Below are 20,730 nucleotides of genomic sequence, written 5' to 3' on the forward strand. Positions count from 1 at the left end.
ACAACGGAGACAAGCGATGGCCTGGAAGGATTTCGGTAGCTCCCTTGCAGTGACACGGCGACGCCGGGTCCTCGCGACTGCACTGATGTACGGGCTTACGCTCACCGTGCGCTTCACGTCGGCAACCGGCGAGGATGCCGATGCGCCGGCGCAGGCCGTTCAGGGCGCCGATGCCATGACGTCGGTGATGATCAGCGACGCCGCCCAGGCGCTCTACCGGGACTGGCTCCCGGGGGCCGCGCTGCCGATCGGCCTTCAGCATGGAGCGCTGTCGGGCGCGAGAGGCTGCCGCGCAGCCTGCATGCCCGGGGCGCGCACGCCGTTCCTGTCGAGCTGCGCCGCCCGGCAATAGGCGCTCGCTTTTCGTTTCACCTCTTCGCGTCGCCGATCGCGACAGGCTTCGCCGCAAGCGGCAGGCAGCGGCGGCAACGCGCGGACATCAGAGACTGCCAACCCAGAGGAGATACCCATGCGAATTGTCATCATCGGCGCCGGCTTTGCCGGCATGTACGCCGCGCTCTCCGCAGCCCGCCTGCGCGACATCAAGGGCGTTTCGCCCGAGGAGCTCGAGATCGCGCTGGTCGCGCCGGAGCCGACCCTGGTGGTGCGCCCGCGGCTCTACGAGCCGAAGCCGGAGACACTGACCGCGCCGCTGCTCGACGTCTTCAACGCGATCGACGTCGTCTATGTGCAGGGCAGCGCCGAAGCCGTCGACACCAAGGCCCGCACCGTGCAGATCGTCACCGCCAAGGACGCGCGCAAGACGCTGCCTTATGATCGCCTTGTGGTGGCGACCGGCAGCCGGCTGTTCCGTCCGAACGTACCCGGTCTCGCCGAGCATGGCTTCAGCGTCGACAATCTTGCGGATGCGATCGCGCTCGATCGCCATCTGCACGACCTCGCCAGGCAGCCGGCATCAGTGGCACGCGACACCGTGGTCGTTGCCGGCGGCGGCTTCACCGGCATCGAGGCGGCGACCGAGATGCCGGCGCGGCTCCGGGACATCCTCGGCAGCGACGCCAAGCCGCGCGTCGTGATCGTCGATCGCAACGTGGCGATCGCGCCCGACATGGGCGAGGGCCCGCGCCCGATCATCGAGGACGCGATGCGCAAGCTCGGCGTCGAAGGCCGCTTCGGCGCCGGCGTCGCCGAGGTCAGCAAGTCCGGCGTCACGCTCTCCAGCGGCGAGCATATCGAGGCCGCGACCGTGGTCTGGGCGGCGGGCATTCGCGCCGCGCCGCTGACCACGCAGATCCCGGCGGAGCGCGACAATTTTGGCCGGCTGCTGGTCGATCGCGATCTGCGCGTACCGTCGGTCGCGGGTGTGTTCGCCACCGGCGATGCGGCGCGTGCCGCATGCGACGATGTCGGCAATTACGCGCTGATGTCGTGCCAGCACGCGACGCGGATGGGCGCCTTTGCCGGCAACAACCCCGCGGCCGAGCTGCTCGGTGTCCCGACCAGGCCGTATCACCAGAAGGCCTATGTCACCTGCCTCGACCTCGGCGAGGCCGGTGCTCTGTTCACCCGCGGCTGGGAGCGCAAGGTCGAGATGGTCGGCGATGTGGCCAAGAAGACCAAGCGGGAGATCAACACCGTCTGGATCTATCCGCCGCGCGCCGAGCGTGCCGCGGCGCTGGCATCGGCCGATCCGGAGCACGTCACCGAAGTCTGACGCTGAGCTCGGCGAGAGCACCGCAACTGCGATCATCGCTTCCGCGCACGGCGTCGTTCGATCGCAGTGCGCGGAACTGACTCGAAGTATCGCGGAGCGAAACGCAGTTTAGAATCGTCCTTAGAAGCGCTCGAAAAATCTGAGGCGCATTGACGCAGTTTCGCTGCGTTCACGTTGCGAGCTCGCAACACCATCGGCGATAAGCCCAACACTGGATGTGTTCTAATCACCGATCAGCTGCGTACGTCTTTCATCGTGTTAGTGACGGCGAGGATGAAGGCGATGTGAGTTGACGGGGGTCGGATGTTTCGTCGCACTGCGCTGGCGGCCGGGTACATGGCCGGCAGCGGTTTGTTCGTGCTGAGTGTGGTGATGCCGCGAGAAAGCGTTGCGCAATCGGCGCTGCCGCCGGTGACGGTCGAGGCGCCGAAACAACAGCAGCAGGCGCGGCGGACGCTGCCGGCGCGACGCGCGGCGCGTCCTGCACGTACGACGCCGCGATCGATCGCGAACCGGGCGCCCGCGCAGAACGTTCCAGCACCGGGGGCAGGTGGCGGCGGAGAGCGCGGCAACGGGCCGGTCACCGGCTATCTCGCCAGCCAGAGCGTCACCGCAACCAAGACAGACAGCCCGGTGCTGACGACGCCGCAGTCGATCTCGATCGTCACCCAGGATCAGATCCAGGCGCAGGGCGCGCAGAACATCACCGAAGCACTGCGCTACACGCCCGGCGTGACGATCGAGAGTTTTGGCGCCAACGCGTTCTTCGACGAGTTCAAGCTGCGGGGCTTCACCGCGCCACGCTATCTCGACGGGTTGCGGCTGCCGACCGACACCACGACCTTCGCGGTCCCGCGCATCGAGACCTATGGTCTCGAGCGCATCGAGGTCCTGAAGGGCCCGTCATCCGGCCTGTATGGACAATCCGATCCGGGCGGCCTGTTGAACCTGGTCAGCAAGCGGCCCACCGAGACGCCGCATTACGAGATCGAGGGATCGTTCGGCTCGTTCGATCGCTTCCAGGGCGCCTTCGATATCGGTGGTCCGGCCGACAAGGACGCCCGGTTCCTTTACCGCATCGTCGGCCTTGGCCGCGACAGCAACAGCCAGACCGACTTCGTTCAGGACAACAAGCTGTTCATCGCGCCGAGCTTCACCTGGCGCCCGACCTACGACACCAGCTTCACCGTGCTCTCGCAGTACCAGAAGGTCGACAACAAGGGTTACCAGCAATACGTCCCGGGACAGGTGTCCTTCCTGCCCAACCCCAACGGACATATTCCTTACAGCCGTTACCTCGGCGAGCCCGGGCTGGATGGCTATCATCTCGAGCAGTTCGCGGTCGGCTACGCGTTCGAGCATCGCTTCGACAACATCTTCCAGTTCCGGCAAAACCTCCGCTACACCCAGGTCAGCAACGACCTTGCATCGGTGCGGACCGAGGGCATGGTGACGGATCGTCTGGTCGCGCGCACCTACAACTACGTCAAGGCCAACGCCGCCAATGTCGCGCTCGACAATCAGCTGCAGGCGGATTTCGCCACCGGGCCGCTGGTCCACAAGGTGCTGGCCGGCGTCGACTACTTCGATCTGTGGGCGAACACGGACTATCGCACGACGCCGATTGCGCCGATCGATGCCTATAGTCCGGTCTACGGCACCGCCGTTCCGTCAGCCAGCTCGCTGGCGCCTTTCATTCTGCGCGACGACAGGCAGTCGCAGCTCGGCGCCTATCTGCAGGATCAGATCAAGCTCGATCGCTGGACGCTGACCATGAGCGGCCGCCAGGACTGGGTCAGCTCCGGCTTCACCAGCATGGCGTTCTATCCGCCGGCCGGCCATTATTCGCGCGATGACTCGGCGCAAACCGGTCGCATCGGCCTGAGCTACCTGTTCGATATCGGCCTGGCGCCCTATGTCAGCTACGGGACCTCGTTCACGCCCAACCTCGGCGCCGACAGCGCCGGCCGGTCGTTCAGGCCGACGACGGGCGAGGGCGCGGAAGTCGGCGTCAAGTTCAAGCCGAACGGCTCGAACTTCATGGTGACGGCGGCAGCGTTCGATATCCGTCAGCAGGACGTGCTGACGGCCGATCCGTTAAACCCGCTGTTCAACGTGCAGACCGATGCCGTGCGCGTCCGCGGCCTCGAGCTCGAGCTGAAGGGCAATCTCACGCGCGAGCTCGAGATCACGGCGGGATACACCCATCTCGACCCGCGGGTGACGACGAGCATTGCCGGCTATGCCGGCAAGTACATGATGAACACGGCGCAGGACCAGGTCGCGGTCTGGGGCAAGTATAGCTGGTATGACGGCGCGCTCGCGGGCCTTGGGCTCGGCCTCGGCGTGCGCTATGTCGGCGAGACCTACGGCGACAACTTCAATACCTTTGTCATTCCCTCCTATGCCTTGCTCGATGCGTCGGTCAGCTACGACTTCGCCTATCTGCGGCCGGACCTGAAGGGATGGAAGGCGCAGGTCAACGTGACCAACCTGACCGACCACTTCTACGTTGCATCCTGCCTGACCGGGCTTCCCTATTGCGGCCTCGGCAATGGCCGCACGGTACTGGGCACGATGAAGTACACCTTGAACTAGGTAACGAAATTGACTGCGACGACCAGATCCTTGCGGCGATGGGGCGCTGTCCATAAATGGACCAGCCTCATCTGCACGCTGTTCACGCTGCTGCTCTGCATCACCGGCCTGCCGCTGATCTTCCACGAGCAGATCGACGATCTCCTGCACAGCCAGGTCAAGCCGCCCGACGTGCCGCCAGGCACGCCGCCGGCCAATCTGGACCGTCTGCTCGGCAACGCGCTGGCGCAGGCGCCTGGAAAGGTGCCTCACTTCCTGATCTGGGATCGCGACGATCCGAGCGCGATGTTCGTCAGCGTCGGTCCGACCATCGATGCCGATCCGACCAACAATTTGCTGATCCGGATGGACACCCATACCGGCGCCTATCTCGATGCGCCCGATGTGACCGGCCGCTTCACCTACATCATGTTGAAGCTGCACACCGACATGTTCGCGGGCCTGCCCGGCAAGCTGTTCCTCGGATTGATGGGGATCCTGTTCTGCGTAGCGATCATCTCCGGCATCGTGGTCTATGCGCCGTCGATGCGGAAACTGCGTTTCGGCGCCTATCGCGCGCAACGGACCCGCGTCGTGCGCTGGCTCGACGTCCATAATCTCGCGGGCATCCTGCTCGTCGCCTGGACGCTGGTCGTCGGCTTCACCGGGGTCATCAACACCTGGGCCGATCTCGTGCTCAAGATGTGGCAGTTCGGCCAGCTCGCCGAAATGACCGCGCAGTACAAGGACCGGCCGGTGCCGTCGAAGCTGACCTCGCTGAATGCGGCGGTCGAAGTGGCCACCCATGCGGTGCCCGGCATGACGCCGAGCTTCGTCGCCTTCCCGGGAACCCTGTTCAGCAGCAAGAGCCACTACGCGGTGTTCCTGCACGGCGATACGCCGCTGACCTCGCGGCTGCTGAAGCCGGCGCTGATCGATGCGGAAACCGGCAAGCTGACCGACACAAGGGACATGCCCTGGTATGTGACGACCCTGTTCGTCTCGCAGCCGCTGCATTTCGGCGACTATGGCGGCATGCCGCTCAAGATCGTCTGGGCGCTGCTCGACATCCTGACCATCTTCATCCTCGTGACCGGCGTGTATCTGTGGATGCGTCGCCGCAAGGCGGGCGTGAGCCAGGAACGCGCGATCGCCAACGCCGACTCCCTCGACAACCCCGCATTATCGTCGTGACGTCAGCATGGTCTCGCATCGTTCATTGACCCAGATCTTCGCTGCCCCGCTCGTCATCGCGATCGTGAGCACGGTCGGATTGATCAGCGCGCTGGTTGGCGACGGCTGGTGGGATGCGGTCTCGTGGGCCGGGCTCGGCCTGCCTCTCCTGCTCTATCTGGTGTTCATCTGGCGGCGCCAGCCGAATTGATCGGGTTTGCCTGATCGCGCTTCGAACCGGCCGGGCAATCAGCAAAGCCGGTCCAATCGGAATATGCCGATCCCTGCGGTGTCTCATCCGCGGAGATGCGCAAGAAGCCGAACGAGCAATCGAATAAGCAGTCGCGGCCGCGCAGGTGTCTGGCGTGTGGCGTCGCGCCGGCATTGTAAGATGACAGGTCTTCACTCCGGGAGCCCCGCCATGCGTAGCGGGTTGACCAATGCATCCAGGTCGCCTTGTCGGCGATACGGAAGCAGCCTGGCCCAGCGGGCCAGGCTGAAATTGGGGTGGCCCGCCAGCAAGTCGCTTGAGATCAGGCGCGCTTCATCTTGCCGGCCGAGATTCCAAAGCGCCGCTATGAGTGTCGACTGCGCGGTCAGCCAGAACGGCCGCTGCCTCAGAACGCGGGAGGCTATATCGTGCGCCGCCGCGAAATCTCCGAGATGAAATCTTGCGCGCGCTTCGTCCACCATGGATTCGTTGCGCTCAATCGGACTGAGCCGTTGGGCGTGTTCCTCGTAGAGGACGGCTTTTCGGAAATTGCCGGCGTAGCCGTGGTACATGCCCGCCATGTGATGGGCGTCAGAGCTGCTGGGAGCGAGGCTGATCGCGGTTTCTCCTGCTGCCACAGCCTCATCATGACGGCGTTGATAGGTACGAACATAGCCGATCACCAGGTATGCTTCCCCGAAGCTGGGGTCGGCGGCGAGAGCCCGATCAGCGCAGCCCAGTGCGGCTTGATACGCTTCATTTTCATCCTTGATCCAACCGAAGCGCGCCTGGTCAGTCAGGGTCAGACCCAACAAGTAGAGCGCAGGCATAAACGAGCCGTTGATCTCCAGCGCCTGTTCAAAAAGCTTCCGGGCCTGTGCGTGAGTTTGCCTTGCGAAATTAACGTACAGGGCGCGCCCCTTTAAAACATACTCATAAGCCAGCGGACTGCCCGAGCGCTTTCTCCACACCCTCGCGCGTTCGCCGACCGTCAACTGGACCTCAAGCGCTTCGACGATCTCTTGCGTAATTCGGTCCTGGAGATCGAACACGTCGTCCAGGTCTCCGTCAAAGCGATCCGCCCAGAGATGACCGCCGTCTCGACCATCAATCAACTGCGCCGTCAACCTGATGCGATTGCCGATCTTTCGAACGCTCCCCTCCAGCAGATAACGAGCACCCAGGATCTGCCCGATTTCGCGAATGTCCCTGTTCTGCCCCTTGAACGCGAAGCTCGAGTTGCGAGCTATCACCATCAATTCCTGAATCTTTGACAGGGTCGTAAGGACGTCTTCCGCGATCCCATCCGCGAAATACTCCTGCTCGTTGTCTCCGCTCATGTTCTGAAACGGCAGCACCGCGATGGAGGGCTTTCCCGAAAACGGGCGCATGTGATGCGATTCGGCAGGAGCCGGATGGCGCTCAGGCGAAGGTCTGGCGCCAATCTTCATTCGCCAGGCGCGGATCGGTTCAGTGATGTTTTTCAGATTCTGTTGGCCCATGTCTTCGAAGGCTGCATCGACCTTGCCCCGGATCTGCCGGTAGGCGTCGTCGGACAGGCATATGCCGCCCGGGTCCGCGATGTTCTCCAGCCGCGCGGCGATGTTGACGCCGTCGCCGAAGATGTCGTCGTTGTCGATGATGATGTCGCCGACGTGAATGCCGATGCGAAATTCGATCCGCTGCTGTTGCGGTGCGGATGCGTTAAGCTCTGCCATCCTGCTCTGGACTTCTACAGAGCTGCGCACTGCATCGACGGCGCTGCCGAATTCGACAAGCATGCCGTCGCCGGTCGTTTTGACGATGCGGCCGCGATGAGCGGCGATCGTTGGATCAATGAGATTTTTTCTGGCCGCCTTGAGCCGCGCGAGCGTGCCTTCCTCGTCCGTTCCCATCAGGCGACTGTAGCCGGCGACATCTGCCGCCAGCACTGCTGCCAGTCGCCTTTCCACTCGCTCGGGCGCCACGGACTACCCTAACTTGGAAGTTCAACCCGGCCAATTAAAGCACGTCGAGCCGCCTTCGGGCTAGAGGCCACGCCCTGGCTGACCGTTAGTCGCTAGATCAGCGCTTCCATGCGTAGCGTCGCCTCGATCTCTCCGAGGATGCGCGCCAGCCGTTCGGCCCACGCCGTCTCGCCGGCCTGGTCGGAGATCAGGTCCTGGCGGATCTCGATGCCCGAGTTCATCAGGCCGCGTGCCTCGCCATGCACGGGGATCGTGTAGTCGGTCTCGTCGCTGACCGCATAGGGCTCGTTGTCGCCGACCACGAGATCGCCCTCGGCGCGCAGATGCTTCAGCAGCAGCGGCGGCAGCACCGTGTCGCGGTGGTAGAGCGTGCCGATGTGCCAGGGTCGCGCGATGCCGGCGTAGATCGGCGTGAAGCTGTGCAGCGACACCAGCAGCGTCGGCAGGCCCCGACGCGCGCGCGCGTCGATGATCTCGTCGATGCGTTTGTGATAGGGATCGAAGATCTGCGCGCGGCGCATCTCGGCGGCCTCGCGCGACAGGCCTTCATTGCCCGGTACCGTGGTGGCCTCGCTGATCAGCGGGATCGAACTTGCGACATGCGGCGGACGGTTGCAGTCGATCACGAGCCGCGAATAGCGCTGCGCGATCAAATGCGCGCCGAGCCGCTCCGAGAGCCGGGCTGCGACGCCGGCGATGCCGATGTCCCAGGCGATGTGCCGCACCAGCTCGTCTTCGGGCAGGCCGAGGTCGCCGAGCGGAGAGGGAATCAGCCTGCCGTAATGGTCGCAGGTGAACAGGAACGGCGAGCGGCCGCCGGCATTGTGTTCAAGAACCGGTGAAGCGTCGGTGCTCGCGAGCAGGAACGATGGACCGCCTCCGTAATTCAAGGCTTTTTTCCTCAACTTTGCCTATTCAGGCGGCATGCTGAACTGGAATCGGGCAGCTTTCTCTATAGATTATGCAGCCCGAAATCACGATGATTGTTTGAAGATGCCGCTGCTGACTATTCATCACAAGACCGTTTATCGCTACGCGCGCCCGGTGGCGTTCGGCGAACACCGCATCATGCTGCGCCCCCGGGACGGCCATGATCTGCGCGTGCTCGACAGCGCACTTGTGATCGATCCACAGCCGATGTCGCTGCGCTGGATCCACGATGTGTTCGGCAACAGCATGGCGATCGCCGCCTTCGACGAGCGCGCCGACACGCTGTCCTTCGTCTCGACCGCGACGGTGGAGCACAATCCGGCCGATACGTTCGCGCTGACGCCGGACGATCCCGCCTATTTCTATCCGTTCCTCTACGACGATGAGGAATTCCCCGATCTGCAGCAGTTCATCACGCCGCAATATGGCGACCCGAACGGCGAGCTGTCGGCCTGGGCGCGGCGCTTCCTCGATGTCGAGGCGCCGACGCCGACTTTCAAGATCCTGAGCGGCATGACCCACGGCATCCGCGAGGCGTTCAGCTATCGCAAGCGCTATGAGCAGGGCACCCAGCATCCGCTCGACACGCTGCGCACGCAGTCCGGCACCTGCCGCGACTATGCGCTGTTCATGATCGAGGCGCTGCGCCGGCTCGGCGTCGCCGCGCGCTTCGTCTCCGGCTATCTCGCGATGCCGCCTGGCAGCGCGCACGGCTATGTCGGCGGCGGCTCGACCCATGCCTGGGTGCAGGTCTATCTGCCGAGCGCGGGCTGGATCGAGTTCGATCCGACCAACGGCATCGTTGGCACGCGCGATCTGATCCGCGTCGCGGTGGCGCGCGACCCGCGCCAGGCGATCCCGCTGCACGGCGTCTATCTCGGCGCGGCGGACGCCTTTCTCGGCATGGATGTCGACATCAAGGTGGTCTCGGTCGGCGAGAACGCGGAGCAGGAGACGGCCTGACGATGCAGATCAAGGTCGGCTTCGAGATCACCTACACGGCGGCGCAGCCGACCCCGATGGTGATCATGCTGTCGATCCATCCGTCGCGCTACGCCGACATCGTCGGCACCGAGCGCCTTTCGACCGAACCGGACGTGCCGATCGGCCTCTATCGCGACAGCTTTGGCAATGTCTGCGGGCGGCTCGTTGCCCCCAGCGGTGGCGTCACCTTCCGCGGCAGCGCGCTGGTGCGCGATTCCGGACTGCCTGACATCGTCAATCCGGCTGGACAGCAGCTGCCGGTCGAGCAATTGCCGGACGACATGCTGCTCTATCTGATGCCGAGCCGCTATTGCGAGACCGACAAGCTGACCGATGTCGCCTGGTCGCTGTTCGGCAACACACCGCAGGGCTGGGCGCGGGTGCAGGCGATCACCGATTTCGTGCACCACCACGTGACGTTCGGCTATCAGCACGCCCATCACATGAAGTCGGCGCACGACGTCTATGAAAGCCGCGCCGGCGTCTGCCGCGACTTCGCGCATCTGGCGCTCACCTTCTGCCGCTGCATGGGCATTCCGGCACGCTACTGCACCGGCTATCTCGGCGACATCGGCGTGCCGCCGGACCCGGCGCCGATGGATTTCTCCGGCTGGTTCGAGGTCTATCTGTCGGGCCAGTGGTACACCTTCGATGCCCGCCACAACACGCCGCGGATCGGCCGCATCCTGATGGCGACCGGCCGCGACGCCGCCGACGTCGCCCTCACCACGAGCTTCGGCCGCATGACGCTGACGAAGTTCGTCGTGGTGACGGACGAGGTGGCGGCGGCCTAGCGTCCCCCGGGATTTTCTGTCATTCCGGGATGGTGCGTTGGCACCAGACCCGGAATCTCGAGATTCCGGGTCTGGTCCTTCGGACCATCCCGGAATGACAACTGAACCTATGACCTCCGATATTCTTTTCGTCTACGGCACGCTGATGCGCGGCTTTGACCATCCGATGGCGAAGCTGCTCGCGGGCAATGCCGAATTCCTCGGGCCGGCGCAGTGCCGCGGCCGGCTCTATCTGGTGAAGCATTATCCGGGCCTCGTGGTGTCGGACGATCCGGCCGACATCGTGCATGGTGAGCTGTTCCGCTTGCGGGAGCGTGAGGCCATGCTGCGTGAATTCGACATGTACGAAGCCTGCGGCGAAGGCTTTCCGCCGCCGACCGAATATGTCCGCGAGATGCTTGCCGTCACGCTCGCCGACGGCAGCGTGAGCGAGGCGTGGACCTATCTCTACAACTGGCCGGTCACCGAGCTGCCGCGGATCGCGTCAGGAAAATTCCTCGAGCATTAGCGCTCGGACGTACCGCATGTTTCGTCATGCCCGGGCTTGACCCGGGCATCCATCTCACTTCGCAATAGTCATTCTTTTGATGGATTGCCGGGTCACAGGCGAGCGGAAGCGACGCCGTCATTCTGACGGCTGTGCCGGCCACCACGAAAGAGAAGTCAATCCTCCCGCACCACGCGGATGTCGACCTCGCGCTCGACATAGCTCCATTCCTCGGTCGCGCGCAGCATGCCGACCAGTTCGTCGAACAAGGTGACGTGGTCGGGGGCGAATTCGAACCAGGTCAGGAAGTCGAAGGGCATGCCGAGGTCGCGCGAATGAAACAGCTGGCGGGCGATTGCGGGGAGGAATTTCAGGGTGCCTTCGATGTGGTGCGACTTGTCCTCGAAGATCTTGCGGCGCTCCTCCTGCGTGAGCTCCCACCACGCCGCGGATTTCCGGATCGGGATCAGCGCCGCGTGCGTTGCCTCGCTGCGGCCGAGCCCGGCCTGCACGGCCAAGAGCTTCTCGCGCTCCTCCTTCTCGGTGTAGCGCAGATGGCTGGCGACGCCGGCGAGCCGCCAGGAGGTCTGCGCCGGCAGCAGCGGCAGCGCGATCGATTCGCTCGCAACGATCGACAACGCCGCGACCTTCGGCAGCGTCTCGCCCTTCACCCGCGTGATGGACGTGACCTGCCAGCCGCCGCTCTGTCCGCCTCTGAATGTCGTGAACATGGCCTATCCAATCCCGGAAGGGGGGAGGGGGCAAGCTTGCCGCACAGGCTCTCCACCGTGGATTTGGGGGTAACCCGCTCGACGGAGCCGCGACGGGCCAGACCTGTGAATAGCCCGGAAAAGCCCCACATTGTTCGGCATGGCGGGCCGTGCCGCTATATGGCTAACCGGTTGTCCGCGATTCGCCGCCCGAGCCCAAATCCTGACTGATGCGTTTCACGCCCGAATTCCTCGATGAGCTGCGCGCCCGGCTTCCGGTCTCGGAAGTCGTGGGCAGGCGCGTCAAGCTCAAGAAGGCCGGCCGGGAGTGGAAGGGGCTGTCGCCGTTCCAGCAGGAAAAGACGCCGTCGTTCTTCGTCAACGACCAGAAGCAGGCCTGGTTCGACTTCTCGTCCGGGCTGAATGGCAACATCTTCGACTTCCTGATGAAGACCGAGGGCGTGACTTTCCCCGAGGCGGTGGAACGTCTCGCCGCGATGGCGGGTGTCCCGCTGCCGGCGGTGACGCCCGATGCCGCGCGACACGAGCAGCACCGCCGCACCCTGCACGACGTGATGGAACTGGCGACCAAGTTCTTCGCCGACACGCTGGCTTCGCGGGGCGGCGCCAAGGCGCGCGGCTATCTTGCCGACCGCGCCATCTCGCCGGCGACCCAGCTCCAGTTCCGGATGGGCTATGCGCCGCCGGATCGCTTCGCGCTGAAGGAGCATCTCGGCGCACTAGGTATCTCCACCGACGACATGGTAGAGGCCGGGCTTCTGGTGTCCGGCGAGGACAAGCCGGTGCCGTTCGATCGGTTCCGCGACCGCGTCATGTTCCCGATCACGGATGCCCGCGGCCGCGTCATCGCATTCGGCGGGCGTGCGCTGGAGAAGGACGTTCCGGCAAAGTACCTGAACTCGCCGGAAACCACGCTGTTTCACAAGGGCGACAATCTCTACAATCTGTTCACCGCGCGGCAGGCCGCGCATGACGGCGCACAACTGATCGTCGTCGAGGGCTATGTCGACGTCATTGCCATGGTCACGTCGGGCTTTCCCGGCGCCGTCGCGCCGCTCGGCACCGCGCTGACCGAGAACCAGCTCGGCCTGCTCTGGAAGATGGTCGACGAGCCGATCCTCTGCTTCGACGGCGACCGCGCCGGCCAGAAGGCGGCTTATCGTGCTGCCGACCTTGCATTGCCGCAGCTCAAGCCGGGCAAGAGCCTGCGGATTGCGCTGCTGCCGGAAGGGCAGGACCCCGACGATCTCGCCCGCTCCGGCGGCCGCGGCGCGATCGAGGACGTGATCTCGGCCGCGCGTCCGCTCGCCGAAATGATCTGGTCGCGCGAGATCGAGGGCGGCAATTTCGATACGCCCGAGCGCCGCGCCGCGCTGGAGGCGCGGATCGGCGAGCTCACCAATGGCATCCGCGACGAGGTGGTGCGCCGCTATTACCGGCAGGACCTGCAGGAGCGGCTGCAGCGCAATTTTGCGCCCGAGGGCGGCCGCGGCGGTTATGGCCGCGGCGGCTACGGAAGGGGCAATTTCGGCGGCGGCCGCGGCGGCGAATCACCCCGCCAGTTTGTCCCCCGGGGACCTGCCCAAAACGGCCGACAGGGAGGCCCGCAGGGCGGCCGGTTCGGTGTCACCCCCGGGATTTCACGGGGTCCCTATCAGGCCGCCAGCCCCCAATTGGCCAACAGCCCGATCATGCGCGGCCAGCGCAGCGCGATCTCGCGCCGCGAGGCCCTGATCCTGCAGTCGCTGATCAACCACCCCTGGCTGCTGCACGACCATCTCGAGGAGGTGGCGGCGCTGGAGCTCGCCCATCCCGAGGCCCACAAGCTCAGGGCCGCCATCATCGCCGCCTTTGCCCACGACCATCACCATTCCCCTGACGCCGAGGAGCAGGCCGAGAAGATGCGGGCCGACCTGGAAGCAGGCGGATTATCCCCTATTCTTCAAAGGGTTGAGCGGGCGATCACAACCCAGGCGGTGTGGGGTGCGCAGATCGGCGCGGCGCGCGAGGATGTTTTATCAACCTGGCGTCAACTCGTTGCCTTGCATCAGAAAACCCACGCCTTACTTAGGGAAAGAAAAGATGCGGAAGCGGCTTTGGCTGAAGACTCCAGCGAGGCCAATCTGGCATGGTTGCAGGATATCCAGGCCCGGATGGCAGAAGCCGACGGGACCGAAGCCCTGATTGAAGGGTTCGGCGAATTATCGGGCCGGTTCCAGCGTAATGTCTGATAACAAAAATGCTGCGGACGGCGCTGGCCGCACCCGCGAAAAGACTCGCCAAATCCATGGTTTGGCTGCAAAAACAGGGTTAAGCGAAACTTAATAGCTACCGTAGCATTTTCAGGCGAAGTGGTTCCCGGTTCGCCATCAGAAAATGCGTCAGATATGAATCTGTCGCGTCTTCCGATCGTAAAACCGGTATCCACTTTTACGGAAGACGCGACGGGCTATTGCAGATTGGAAACCGTCGAGACGGATGACAGGGGTGGCGAGATATTGCGCCGCCCTTTGTGCGTCGAGAGAGTAAATCTAGATTTCGTGCGGATGCGCGTGCGTGGCGCCATTTTGCATGACCGCGTTTCGGGAGCTTAGTGAATGGCCACCAAGGCAAAGACGCTGCAGGTTAAGGACAAGGAAAAAGACGACAAGGCAGCGGATGCTCCTGAGAAGGATGCCGCTGACGCGCCGTCGCCGTTGCTCGACCTGTCGGATGCCGCGGTGAAGAAGATGATCAAGCAGGCCAAGAAGCGCGGCTTCGTGACCTTCGATCAGCTCAACGAAGTGCTGCCCTCCGATACGACGTCGCCCGAACAGATCGAAGACATCATGTCGATGCTGTCAGACATGGGCATCAACGTCACCGAGGCCGACGACAGCGAAGGCGAGGACGAGAAGGACGACGGCGACGACGAGACCGATAACGAGCTCGTCGAGGTCACGCAGAAGGCCGTCACCGAGGTCAAGAAGTCGGAGCCCGGCGAGCGCACCGACGATCCCGTGCGCATGTATCTGCGCGAGATGGGCACCGTCGAGCTGCTCTCCCGCGAAGGCGAAATCGCGATTGCAAAACGCATCGAGGCCGGCCGCGAGGCGATGATCGCGGGCCTCTGCGAAAGCCCGCTGACCTTCCAGGCCATCATCATCTGGCGCGACGAGCTCAACGAAGGAAAGATCTTCCTCCGCGACATCATCGATCTCGAAGCCACCTATGCCGGCCCCGAGTCCAAGGGCGGCATCAATCCGAACCTGATCGGCAACAACGGCGCCGAGGGTGCCGCCGCTGAGGGCAATGGCGGCGACGCGCAGGCCGGTGCGCCGGCCCATGTCGCGCCGCCGGCAGCGCCGCCGTCGCCGACCCCGTTCCGCGCCGCGCCCGCCGGTGGCGAAGCCGCCACCGAGGAGAAGGATCCCGCCGAGGCCGCCGCCGAAGGCGACATGGACGACGACGAGTTCGAGAACCAGATGTCGCTCGCCGCCATCGAGGCCGAGCTGAAGCCGAAGGTGGTCGAGACCTTCGACAAGATCGCATCCGAGTACAAGAAGCTGCGCCGCCTGCAGGAGCAGGACATCGCCAACCAGCTGCAGAGCGAGTCGCTGTCGCCCTCGCAGGAGCGCAAGTACAAGAAGCTGAAGGACGAGATCATCGTCGAGGTGAAGTCGCTGCGCCTCAACCAGGCCCGCATCGATTCGCTGGTCGAGCAGCTCTACGACATCAACAAGAAGCTGGTCTCGTTCGAGGGCCGCCTGCTGCGCCTCGGCGACAGCCACGGCGTCGCGCGCGAGGACTTCCTGCGCAACTACCAGGGCTCCGAGCTCGATCCGCGCTGGCTCAACCGCGTCTCCAAGCTGTCGGCCAAGGGCTGGAAGAACTTCGTCCATCACGAGAAGGACCGCATCAAGGACCTGCGTCACGAGATCCAGTCGCTTGCGGCGCTCACCGGGCTCGAGATCGGCGAATTCCGGAAGATCGTGCACGGCGTGCAGAAGGGCGAGCGCGAGGCCCGTCAGGCCAAGAAGGAGATGGTGGAAGCCAACCTCCGTCTCGTGATCTCGATCGCCAAGAAGTACACCAACCGCGGCCTGCAGTTCCTCGACCTGATCCAGGAAGGCAATATCGGCCTGATGAAGGCGGTCGATAAGTTCGAATATCGCCGCGGCTACAAGTTCTCAACCTACGCCACCTGGTGGATCCGGCAGGCGATCACCCGTTCGATCGCCGACCAGGCCCGCACCATCCGCATCCCCGTGCACATGATCGAGACGATCAACAAGATCGTCCGCACCTCGCGCCAGATGCTGAACGAGATCGGCCGCGAGCCGACCCCGGAAGAGCTCGCCGAGAAGCTCGGCATGCCGCTCGAGAAGGTGCGCAAGGTCCTCAAGATCGCCAAGGAGCCGCTGTCGCTCGAAACGCCTGTGGGCGATGAAGAGGATTCGCATCTCGGCGATTTCATCGAGGACAAGAACGCGATCCTGCCGATCGACGCTGCGATCCAGTCCAACCTGCGCGAGACCACGACGCGCGTGCTGGCCTCGCTCACCCCGCGCGAGGAGCGCGTGCTGCGCATGCGCTTCGGCATCGGCATGAACACCGACCACACGCTGGAAGAAGTCGGCCAGCAGTTCTCGGTCACCCGCGAGCGCATCCGCCAGATCGAGGCCAAGGCGCTGCGCAAGCTGAAGCACCCGTCGCGGTCGCGGAAGCTGCGGAGCTTCCTGGACAACTAATATTTCCGATTGTCATTGCCGGACTCGACCCGGCAATCCATCGAAACAACAACGGCGGGCCTGGGCCCGCCGTTTTCATTTTGATCCGTCTCCGACGTCATCGCGAGGAGATTGCTTCGCTGCGCTCGCAATGACGTGGATAGAGTTGTGTGGCCGCCGCTACTTCTTCTTGGCGCCGACGCGCTCGATGGACTTGATCTCGAGTGGCGGGCGGCCGCCCTTTTCGGCGATCTCGCGGTCCTGCTCGCGCAGGAAGGCGCGCACCGGCTCGTCGCCGTCGAGCCCGCCAATGAGCTCCGACGGCACGCGGCGGTTGGAGCGCTGCGAGCCGTCTTCATAGAAGACGTTGAAGAAGGCGAATTCGCCTTTGGGATTGGTCCCGGGTTTTTTCGGCATGCGCGGCTTGTCCTCGATCGGGGCGCCGCTGTCAAAGCAAATCGCCTGCGTCAGCGCGCCGGTCTGCCCTGCGCGATGGGGTTGCGTGCGGCCCTTGCGCAACGTCGGGCGCAGTTCGGCCCGGCATGCGCTCGCGGTGCCCGTCCGGTCACATCAACGACATATACGGCTCAGCCCTCGAACAGCACGAACGCCGCCCACACGCTGGCGTCGCCCGCGCCCGCGACCTTGCCGTCGCGCGCATCGCGCCTCGTCTGGCGCAGCGCATCGGAATAGGTCAGGCCCTCCGCGAGGTGCTCGTAGAACCGCACAGTGAAGTTCGCGGTGCCCTGGTCGGCGACCGGCCACAGCGTCAGCAGCGCGCGCCGCGCGCCGGCGATGCCGAGCGCGGTCGGCAGGCCGCGCAGGCCGCTGACGAAGCTCTCGTCGCCGCGGCCGGTCTCGCAGGCCGACAGCACCAGCAAGTCGAGACCGGACAGGTCCCAGTCCATCAATTCGAAGCCATAGAGATAGCCGTCGTTCTCGTCGCGCAGCGGAAATCGGCTGTCGCCGGCGCCCGACAGCACGATGCCGCTCTGCCAGAGCGTATCGAGGCCGGAGGCCGTGCTGTCGCGATAGAAGCCGTGCGTCGCCAGATGCGCGATGCGCCTTGCCGATCGCCGCGCGCAGCGTGCCTTCGCTGACGCCGCGCCCGGTCAGCATCTCGACCGGCGCGCCGCGCGCGCGGGCGAGTTTGGCGATCGCCTCGATCTCGGTCCGGGTCGCGGGCAGCGGCATCGGCCCCGGCTCGCCGTATTCGATGCCGCCGGCGAGCAGCATCGCGCCCCGCTGATCGAGCGTCTCGCGCGCATGGATCGCGATCAGCGCATCGGGGCTGGTCAGCATCCGGATCGTGAACTTGTCCTCCAGCAGGCCGCCGCCACTGCCAGGCAGCAGCGCGAACGGCACGGCGAACAGGAAGCCGTCAGGCACGACATAGAGCGTGGTCTTGTCCTTCAGCAGCGGCTCCAGCGGCGCGAACAGCCGCGCCCGGAGGTTCTGGAAGCGGCCCTTGACGTCGGGCGCGTGCGTGTCGGGATCCGGCGCAGCGGCCCGCGTCGCGCGCAGCCGCGCGATCTCGGTGCGCACGCCGGTGTCGACCATCCGGCCGGGATCGCCGAGATCGACCACGCGCGGCTCGCTCGTTGCGGTCTCGACGATGGCGTAGAGCACGGTCGCCGCCAACGGGTCTTTCGCCTGGCGATCCGCCTTCCATTGCCGGGTGATGAAATAGTTGACGACGGCTTCCCGCGCCGCGAGCAGCTGTGACGGGCGGATCGGGTCTTGCGGCAGCTTCATGCCGATCGCATCGAGCCGCTTCTGCAGCGCCTTCTCGGCGGCGTCCTGCCGCCCCCACACCGACCTCGCCCAGTCGTCGATATTGCCCGACGAGAACAGCTCCTGCTTCTCGCCGTTGAGCCGGAGCGCCGTCCGCAGCAGCGTCGCGGTCTCCTCGTCCTTGCCGGCGACCTCTGTCTCGAGCTGGCGCAGCGCCGTGGCGTCGGCGCCGCCGAGCGTCTTCCAGCGCAGCACGCCGGCGGCAAAGGCCGGCTGCGCCACGGCGGAGCCGGCGCCGGTGGCGAAGCGGCCGAACGCGAACAAGAGATGGTCGGCATGGGCGCGGATCGCTTCGGCGACGGCGCGATCGCCCGATGTGCCGACCTCGCGCTTCATCCAGTCGAACATCTCGCGGTCAAGCGCGGCGAAGGCCTGCACCGCGCGGCTCGGATCATCAGCGATCAGGGCGGTCGCGATGCCGAGCTTGATCTCGAAGCTGATCGGATGCTGCGCGGTGAAGGCGCGGGTCGAGATCGCCAGCGCGGTCTCGCGCAGCCGCATCCCCTTGTCCCGCTCGCGGCGCTGCTCGCGTTGGCCGGCAGCCAGCACCGCGGATTTGATGCGCAGGAAATCCGCATAATTCGCCTCATTGGCGACGATCGCCTCCAGCCGCCCCAGATCGGCCGGCGCGATCGCGGCATCGCCGGCGGCGAGCATGTCGGTGTAGAACAGCCAGCCGTCGGCCTGTCCGGCAAAGCTCGGATCCTTCGGCGCCATCGCGGCCGCGATCGCGCGGTGGCGGCGGAAATAGCGGCGGGCGTCGTCGAAGCGGCCGAGATTGAGGAAGTCCTGGCCGGCATTGTTGACCGTCACCAGCGTGTTGAGATGGTTCTCTCCATAATGTCGGGCGCGCTTCTCGGTCGCGAACAGATCGAGCTCGAGCGCCTTCGCCGGCGCGCCGATCTCGCGCAGCATGTCGGCATAATTGTTGGCGAGCTTCCAGGTGGTGCGATGGTCGGGCCCCAGCGCCTTCTCCGCACGCTCGAAATTGTGCCGGCCCAAATTGGTCGCCGACGCCGCCGAGCCGTTGGCGGACAGCGCGACCGCGAGCTTGTCGCTCGCGATCAGCGATTCCTCGGAGCCTTCGCCCCAATAGGCGTTGAACGCCGCGATCGCCTTCATGTAGAGCGGAACGGCTTCGGCGATCCTGGCGTGGTCGGACAGCAGGATCGCGTACATCAGCAGCACGTCGGCATTGCCGGGCGGCCGTTGCGCCGCCGCCTTGCTCTGGAACGCGCGCACGAACAGTTTTTCGGCGAGATCGTCGCGCTTGACCGCGCGCAGCGTCGCGGTCGCGTCGAAATAATGCTCCATGACGAACTGGCCGTCGTCGAGCTTGTCGGCGGCATCCAGTGCTGCAAGCAGCTGTGCATAGCCCGCGTCGAACTTGCCGCCGCGCGTCAGCGCGATGGCGTTCTTCATTTGCGCGGCGATCGCCTGCGTGCTGCCGGCGCCTTGCGCCGGCGCGCGCTTGGCGGGGGCGTTCTGCGCGGCGGCGGTGTCGATCGCTGCGCTCAAGAAAGCGCCGAGCGCGAGCACGACACCGATCGATGCGGCAGCCCTGCGCGCGCGTGCGAAACCCAGGGGGAAGCCCAAGGCGATCGTCATCGGCAGCACATCCTCATCCCCAAACGCGTCATCGGATGGCATCCCCAAATGACGGCGGCGTTGCAGCCGGCGTGCCTGGCTTTAGCGGCGCGGCTTTGCATGAACTAGACAGCGCAACCGGCCGCCTGCCGGCGGAAGCAGCTTGTCCGGCCTGTGCTTCTTGGTCGCGGCCGGCGGCTTCGGCGTTCATGCGTCGCATCCTCAAATGCTGCCGTGCGGTGCGTCGCTCGCCCGGGCACCGCCGCTTGCATGCCACCGGCAGTCAAGCCAACGGACGATGTTACCGCCGGCCCGCCGTTCGCGCAGAGGCGAGGGCAGAGGTGAGGGAATGGCTGGCGGTGGAGCCTCGCGCGCCAGCGCACTTTTCCGGCAGCGGTCTTTCGTATCGTCGCGCAAACGAACGACGGCCGAAAGCCGAGCTTTTTCTGACCATCGTCACTTGCGTCATGCCGTCCGATTCGCGTATGAGGCGCATCCTTCTATTTCTACAACCTCTCCTTCGAGAATCGATCGCCGATGTCCAACGCCACAATCGACGCCAACAAGGCGCTCGTGCTCGCGCATTACGACGCCGTGACCAACCGCCACGATCCCGAGGCGATCCGGGCGCAGCTGGCGCCCGACTTCTTCGACCATGCGGTGGGCAAGCGGCTGAGCGCCGAGGACGTGATCGCGCATTCGGCCGCGATGCACGAGACCTTCGCCGACCTGTCGGCGGTGGCGGAATGCCTGGTGGCCGAGCGCGACATCGTCGCCGGCCGCTTCGTCTGGCGTGGCCGGCACCGCAGCCCGTGGCGCGGCATTCAGCCAACCGGCCGCCACGTCGAATTCCGCGGCATGACGTTCTGGCGGATTCAGGACGGCAGGATTTCCGAGCGCTGGGCGGAGATCGATTTTGTGGACCTGGAGCGCCAGCTCAGGGATTGAGCTTCGGCTACGTGCCGATCGGTTGATGGATGCGCCGTGGTCATTCACCGTGCGAACATGGATAGAGGCGCGTAGCTGCCCGTCGAGGATGGAGTGTCGTGCCGACGCTTTGACTGCCTCGTTTGCTCCATGGCATGATCGGCCAATCGAAGCAGGGGGATTC

At 65.0% G+C, this 20,730-nt stretch carries 16 protein-coding genes and 1 pseudogene; 11 read left to right on the top strand and 6 right to left on the bottom strand.

Going from position 1 to position 20,730, the window contains the following annotated elements:
* Positions 1-85: 85 nt before the first annotated feature.
* The 5 genes from ACVMDN_RS01410 (at position 86) to ACVMDN_RS01430 (ending at position 5,636) form a co-directional block, all read left to right on the top strand.
* A complete protein-coding gene (locus ACVMDN_RS01410; RefSeq protein WP_233475224.1) occupies positions 86-352 on the top strand; it encodes a hypothetical protein in 267 nt (88 codons plus the stop codon).
* A 117-nt stretch (positions 353-469) separates the two neighbouring features.
* Positions 470-1,675, top strand: a complete 1,206-nt coding sequence (locus ACVMDN_RS01415; protein WP_076827957.1) for an NAD(P)/FAD-dependent oxidoreductase — start codon at positions 470-472, stop codon at positions 1,673-1,675.
* A 336-nt stretch (positions 1,676-2,011) separates the two neighbouring features.
* A complete protein-coding gene (locus ACVMDN_RS01420) occupies positions 2,012-4,273 on the top strand; it encodes a TonB-dependent siderophore receptor (protein ID WP_083715015.1) in 2,262 nt (753 codons plus the stop codon).
* A gap of 30 nt (positions 4,274-4,303) precedes the next feature.
* Positions 4,304-5,446, top strand: a complete 1,143-nt coding sequence (locus tag ACVMDN_RS01425; RefSeq protein ID WP_194295353.1) for a PepSY-associated TM helix domain-containing protein — start codon at positions 4,304-4,306, stop codon at positions 5,444-5,446.
* Between the two features lie 7 nt (positions 5,447-5,453).
* Complete coding sequence (locus ACVMDN_RS01430) at positions 5,454-5,636, top strand: hypothetical protein (protein WP_057018065.1); 183 nt, start codon at positions 5,454-5,456, stop codon at positions 5,634-5,636.
* A gap of 191 nt (positions 5,637-5,827) precedes the next feature.
* On the opposite strand, the gene ACVMDN_RS01435 is transcribed toward ACVMDN_RS01430, so the two are convergent.
* Together ACVMDN_RS01435 and ACVMDN_RS01440 are read right to left on the bottom strand one after the other, a co-directional pair.
* Entirely contained in the window at positions 5,828-7,567 is a 1,740-nt protein-coding gene (locus tag ACVMDN_RS01435; protein WP_244558818.1) for an adenylate/guanylate cyclase domain-containing protein, read from the bottom strand.
* A 128-nt stretch (positions 7,568-7,695) separates the two neighbouring features.
* Positions 7,696-8,493, bottom strand: a complete 798-nt coding sequence (locus tag ACVMDN_RS01440; protein ID WP_076827951.1) for an N-formylglutamate amidohydrolase — start codon at positions 8,491-8,493, stop codon at positions 7,696-7,698.
* 103 nt (positions 8,494-8,596) lie between these two features.
* On the opposite strand from ACVMDN_RS01440, the gene ACVMDN_RS01445 reads away from it, so the two are divergent.
* The 3 genes from ACVMDN_RS01445 (at position 8,597) to ACVMDN_RS01455 (ending at position 10,819) form a co-directional block, all read left to right on the top strand.
* The gene (locus tag ACVMDN_RS01445) at positions 8,597-9,496 is read left to right on the top strand and encodes a transglutaminase family protein (protein WP_028343411.1); all 900 of its coding nucleotides are present in this window, start codon (positions 8,597-8,599) and stop codon (positions 9,494-9,496) included.
* 2 nt (positions 9,497-9,498) lie between these two features.
* Complete coding sequence (locus tag ACVMDN_RS01450; RefSeq protein ID WP_076827949.1) at positions 9,499-10,311, top strand: transglutaminase-like domain-containing protein; 813 nt, start codon at positions 9,499-9,501, stop codon at positions 10,309-10,311.
* Positions 10,312-10,420: 109 nt separating this feature from the next.
* The gene (locus tag ACVMDN_RS01455; protein ID WP_057018063.1) at positions 10,421-10,819 is read left to right on the top strand and encodes a gamma-glutamylcyclotransferase family protein; all 399 of its coding nucleotides are present in this window, start codon (positions 10,421-10,423) and stop codon (positions 10,817-10,819) included.
* Positions 10,820-10,974: 155 nt separating this feature from the next.
* Here the strand turns inward: ACVMDN_RS01455 and ACVMDN_RS01460 are convergent, their stop codons facing one another.
* The gene (locus tag ACVMDN_RS01460) at positions 10,975-11,529 is read right to left on the bottom strand and encodes a chlorite dismutase family protein (RefSeq protein WP_076827947.1); all 555 of its coding nucleotides are present in this window, start codon (positions 11,527-11,529) and stop codon (positions 10,975-10,977) included.
* A gap of 209 nt (positions 11,530-11,738) precedes the next feature.
* On the opposite strand from ACVMDN_RS01460, the gene dnaG reads away from it, so the two are divergent.
* Together dnaG and rpoD are read left to right on the top strand one after the other, a co-directional pair.
* The gene (gene dnaG, locus ACVMDN_RS01465; protein ID WP_083715013.1) at positions 11,739-13,760 is read left to right on the top strand and encodes a DNA primase; all 2,022 of its coding nucleotides are present in this window, start codon (positions 11,739-11,741) and stop codon (positions 13,758-13,760) included.
* A gap of 366 nt (positions 13,761-14,126) precedes the next feature.
* Positions 14,127-16,259, top strand: a complete 2,133-nt coding sequence (gene rpoD, locus ACVMDN_RS01470; RefSeq protein WP_057018061.1) for an RNA polymerase sigma factor RpoD — start codon at positions 14,127-14,129, stop codon at positions 16,257-16,259.
* 159 nt (positions 16,260-16,418) lie between these two features.
* Here the strand turns inward: rpoD and ACVMDN_RS01475 are convergent, their stop codons facing one another.
* The 3 genes and pseudogenes from ACVMDN_RS01475 to ACVMDN_RS01485 form a co-directional block, all read right to left on the bottom strand.
* The gene (locus ACVMDN_RS01475; protein ID WP_026192271.1) at positions 16,419-16,655 is read right to left on the bottom strand and encodes a hypothetical protein; all 237 of its coding nucleotides are present in this window, start codon (positions 16,653-16,655) and stop codon (positions 16,419-16,421) included.
* A gap of 170 nt (positions 16,656-16,825) precedes the next feature.
* Positions 16,826-17,299: a CHAT domain-containing protein gene (locus ACVMDN_RS01480; protein WP_456815200.1), complete on the bottom strand. Its 474-nt coding sequence runs from the start codon at positions 17,297-17,299 to the stop codon at positions 16,826-16,828.
* Between the two features lie 22 nt (positions 17,300-17,321).
* Positions 17,322-19,682: pseudogene (locus ACVMDN_RS01485) on the bottom strand (tetratricopeptide repeat protein); the annotation flags it as partial.
* Positions 19,683-20,156: 474 nt separating this feature from the next.
* Here ACVMDN_RS01485 and ACVMDN_RS01490 point away from each other — a divergent pair.
* Positions 20,157-20,567, top strand: coding sequence for an ester cyclase (locus tag ACVMDN_RS01490; RefSeq protein ID WP_076827941.1), 411 nt, complete (start codon positions 20,157-20,159; stop codon positions 20,565-20,567).
* The last annotated feature ends 163 nt before the right edge of the window (positions 20,568-20,730 follow it).

The sequence above is a fragment of the Bradyrhizobium sp. USDA 4510 genome (genome assembly GCF_054059095.1).

Bases quoted from the DNA above. Each gene is read 5' to 3' on its own strand.
- ACVMDN_RS01410 (WP_233475224.1), top strand. From the start codon at position 86: ATGTACGGGCTTACGCTCACCGTGCGCTTCACGTCGGCAACCGGCGAG.
- ACVMDN_RS01415 (WP_076827957.1), top strand. From the start codon at position 470: ATGCGAATTGTCATCATCGGCGCCGGCTTTGCCGGCATGTACGCCGCG.
- ACVMDN_RS01420 (WP_083715015.1), top strand. From the start codon at position 2,012: ATGGCCGGCAGCGGTTTGTTCGTGCTGAGTGTGGTGATGCCGCGAGAA.
- ACVMDN_RS01430 (WP_057018065.1), top strand. From the start codon at position 5,454: ATGGTCTCGCATCGTTCATTGACCCAGATCTTCGCTGCCCCGCTCGTC.
- ACVMDN_RS01445 (WP_028343411.1), top strand. From the start codon at position 8,597: ATGCCGCTGCTGACTATTCATCACAAGACCGTTTATCGCTACGCGCGC.
- ACVMDN_RS01450 (WP_076827949.1), top strand. From the start codon at position 9,499: ATGCAGATCAAGGTCGGCTTCGAGATCACCTACACGGCGGCGCAGCCG.
- ACVMDN_RS01455 (WP_057018063.1), top strand. From the start codon at position 10,421: ATGACCTCCGATATTCTTTTCGTCTACGGCACGCTGATGCGCGGCTTT.
- ACVMDN_RS01460 (WP_076827947.1), bottom strand. From the start codon at position 11,529: ATGTTCACGACATTCAGAGGCGGACAGAGCGGCGGCTGGCAGGTCACG.
- dnaG (WP_083715013.1), top strand. From the start codon at position 11,739: ATGCGTTTCACGCCCGAATTCCTCGATGAGCTGCGCGCCCGGCTTCCG.
- rpoD (WP_057018061.1), top strand. From the start codon at position 14,127: ATGGCCACCAAGGCAAAGACGCTGCAGGTTAAGGACAAGGAAAAAGAC.
- ACVMDN_RS01475 (WP_026192271.1), bottom strand. From the start codon at position 16,655: ATGCCGAAAAAACCCGGGACCAATCCCAAAGGCGAATTCGCCTTCTTC.
- ACVMDN_RS01490 (WP_076827941.1), top strand. From the start codon at position 20,157: ATGTCCAACGCCACAATCGACGCCAACAAGGCGCTCGTGCTCGCGCAT.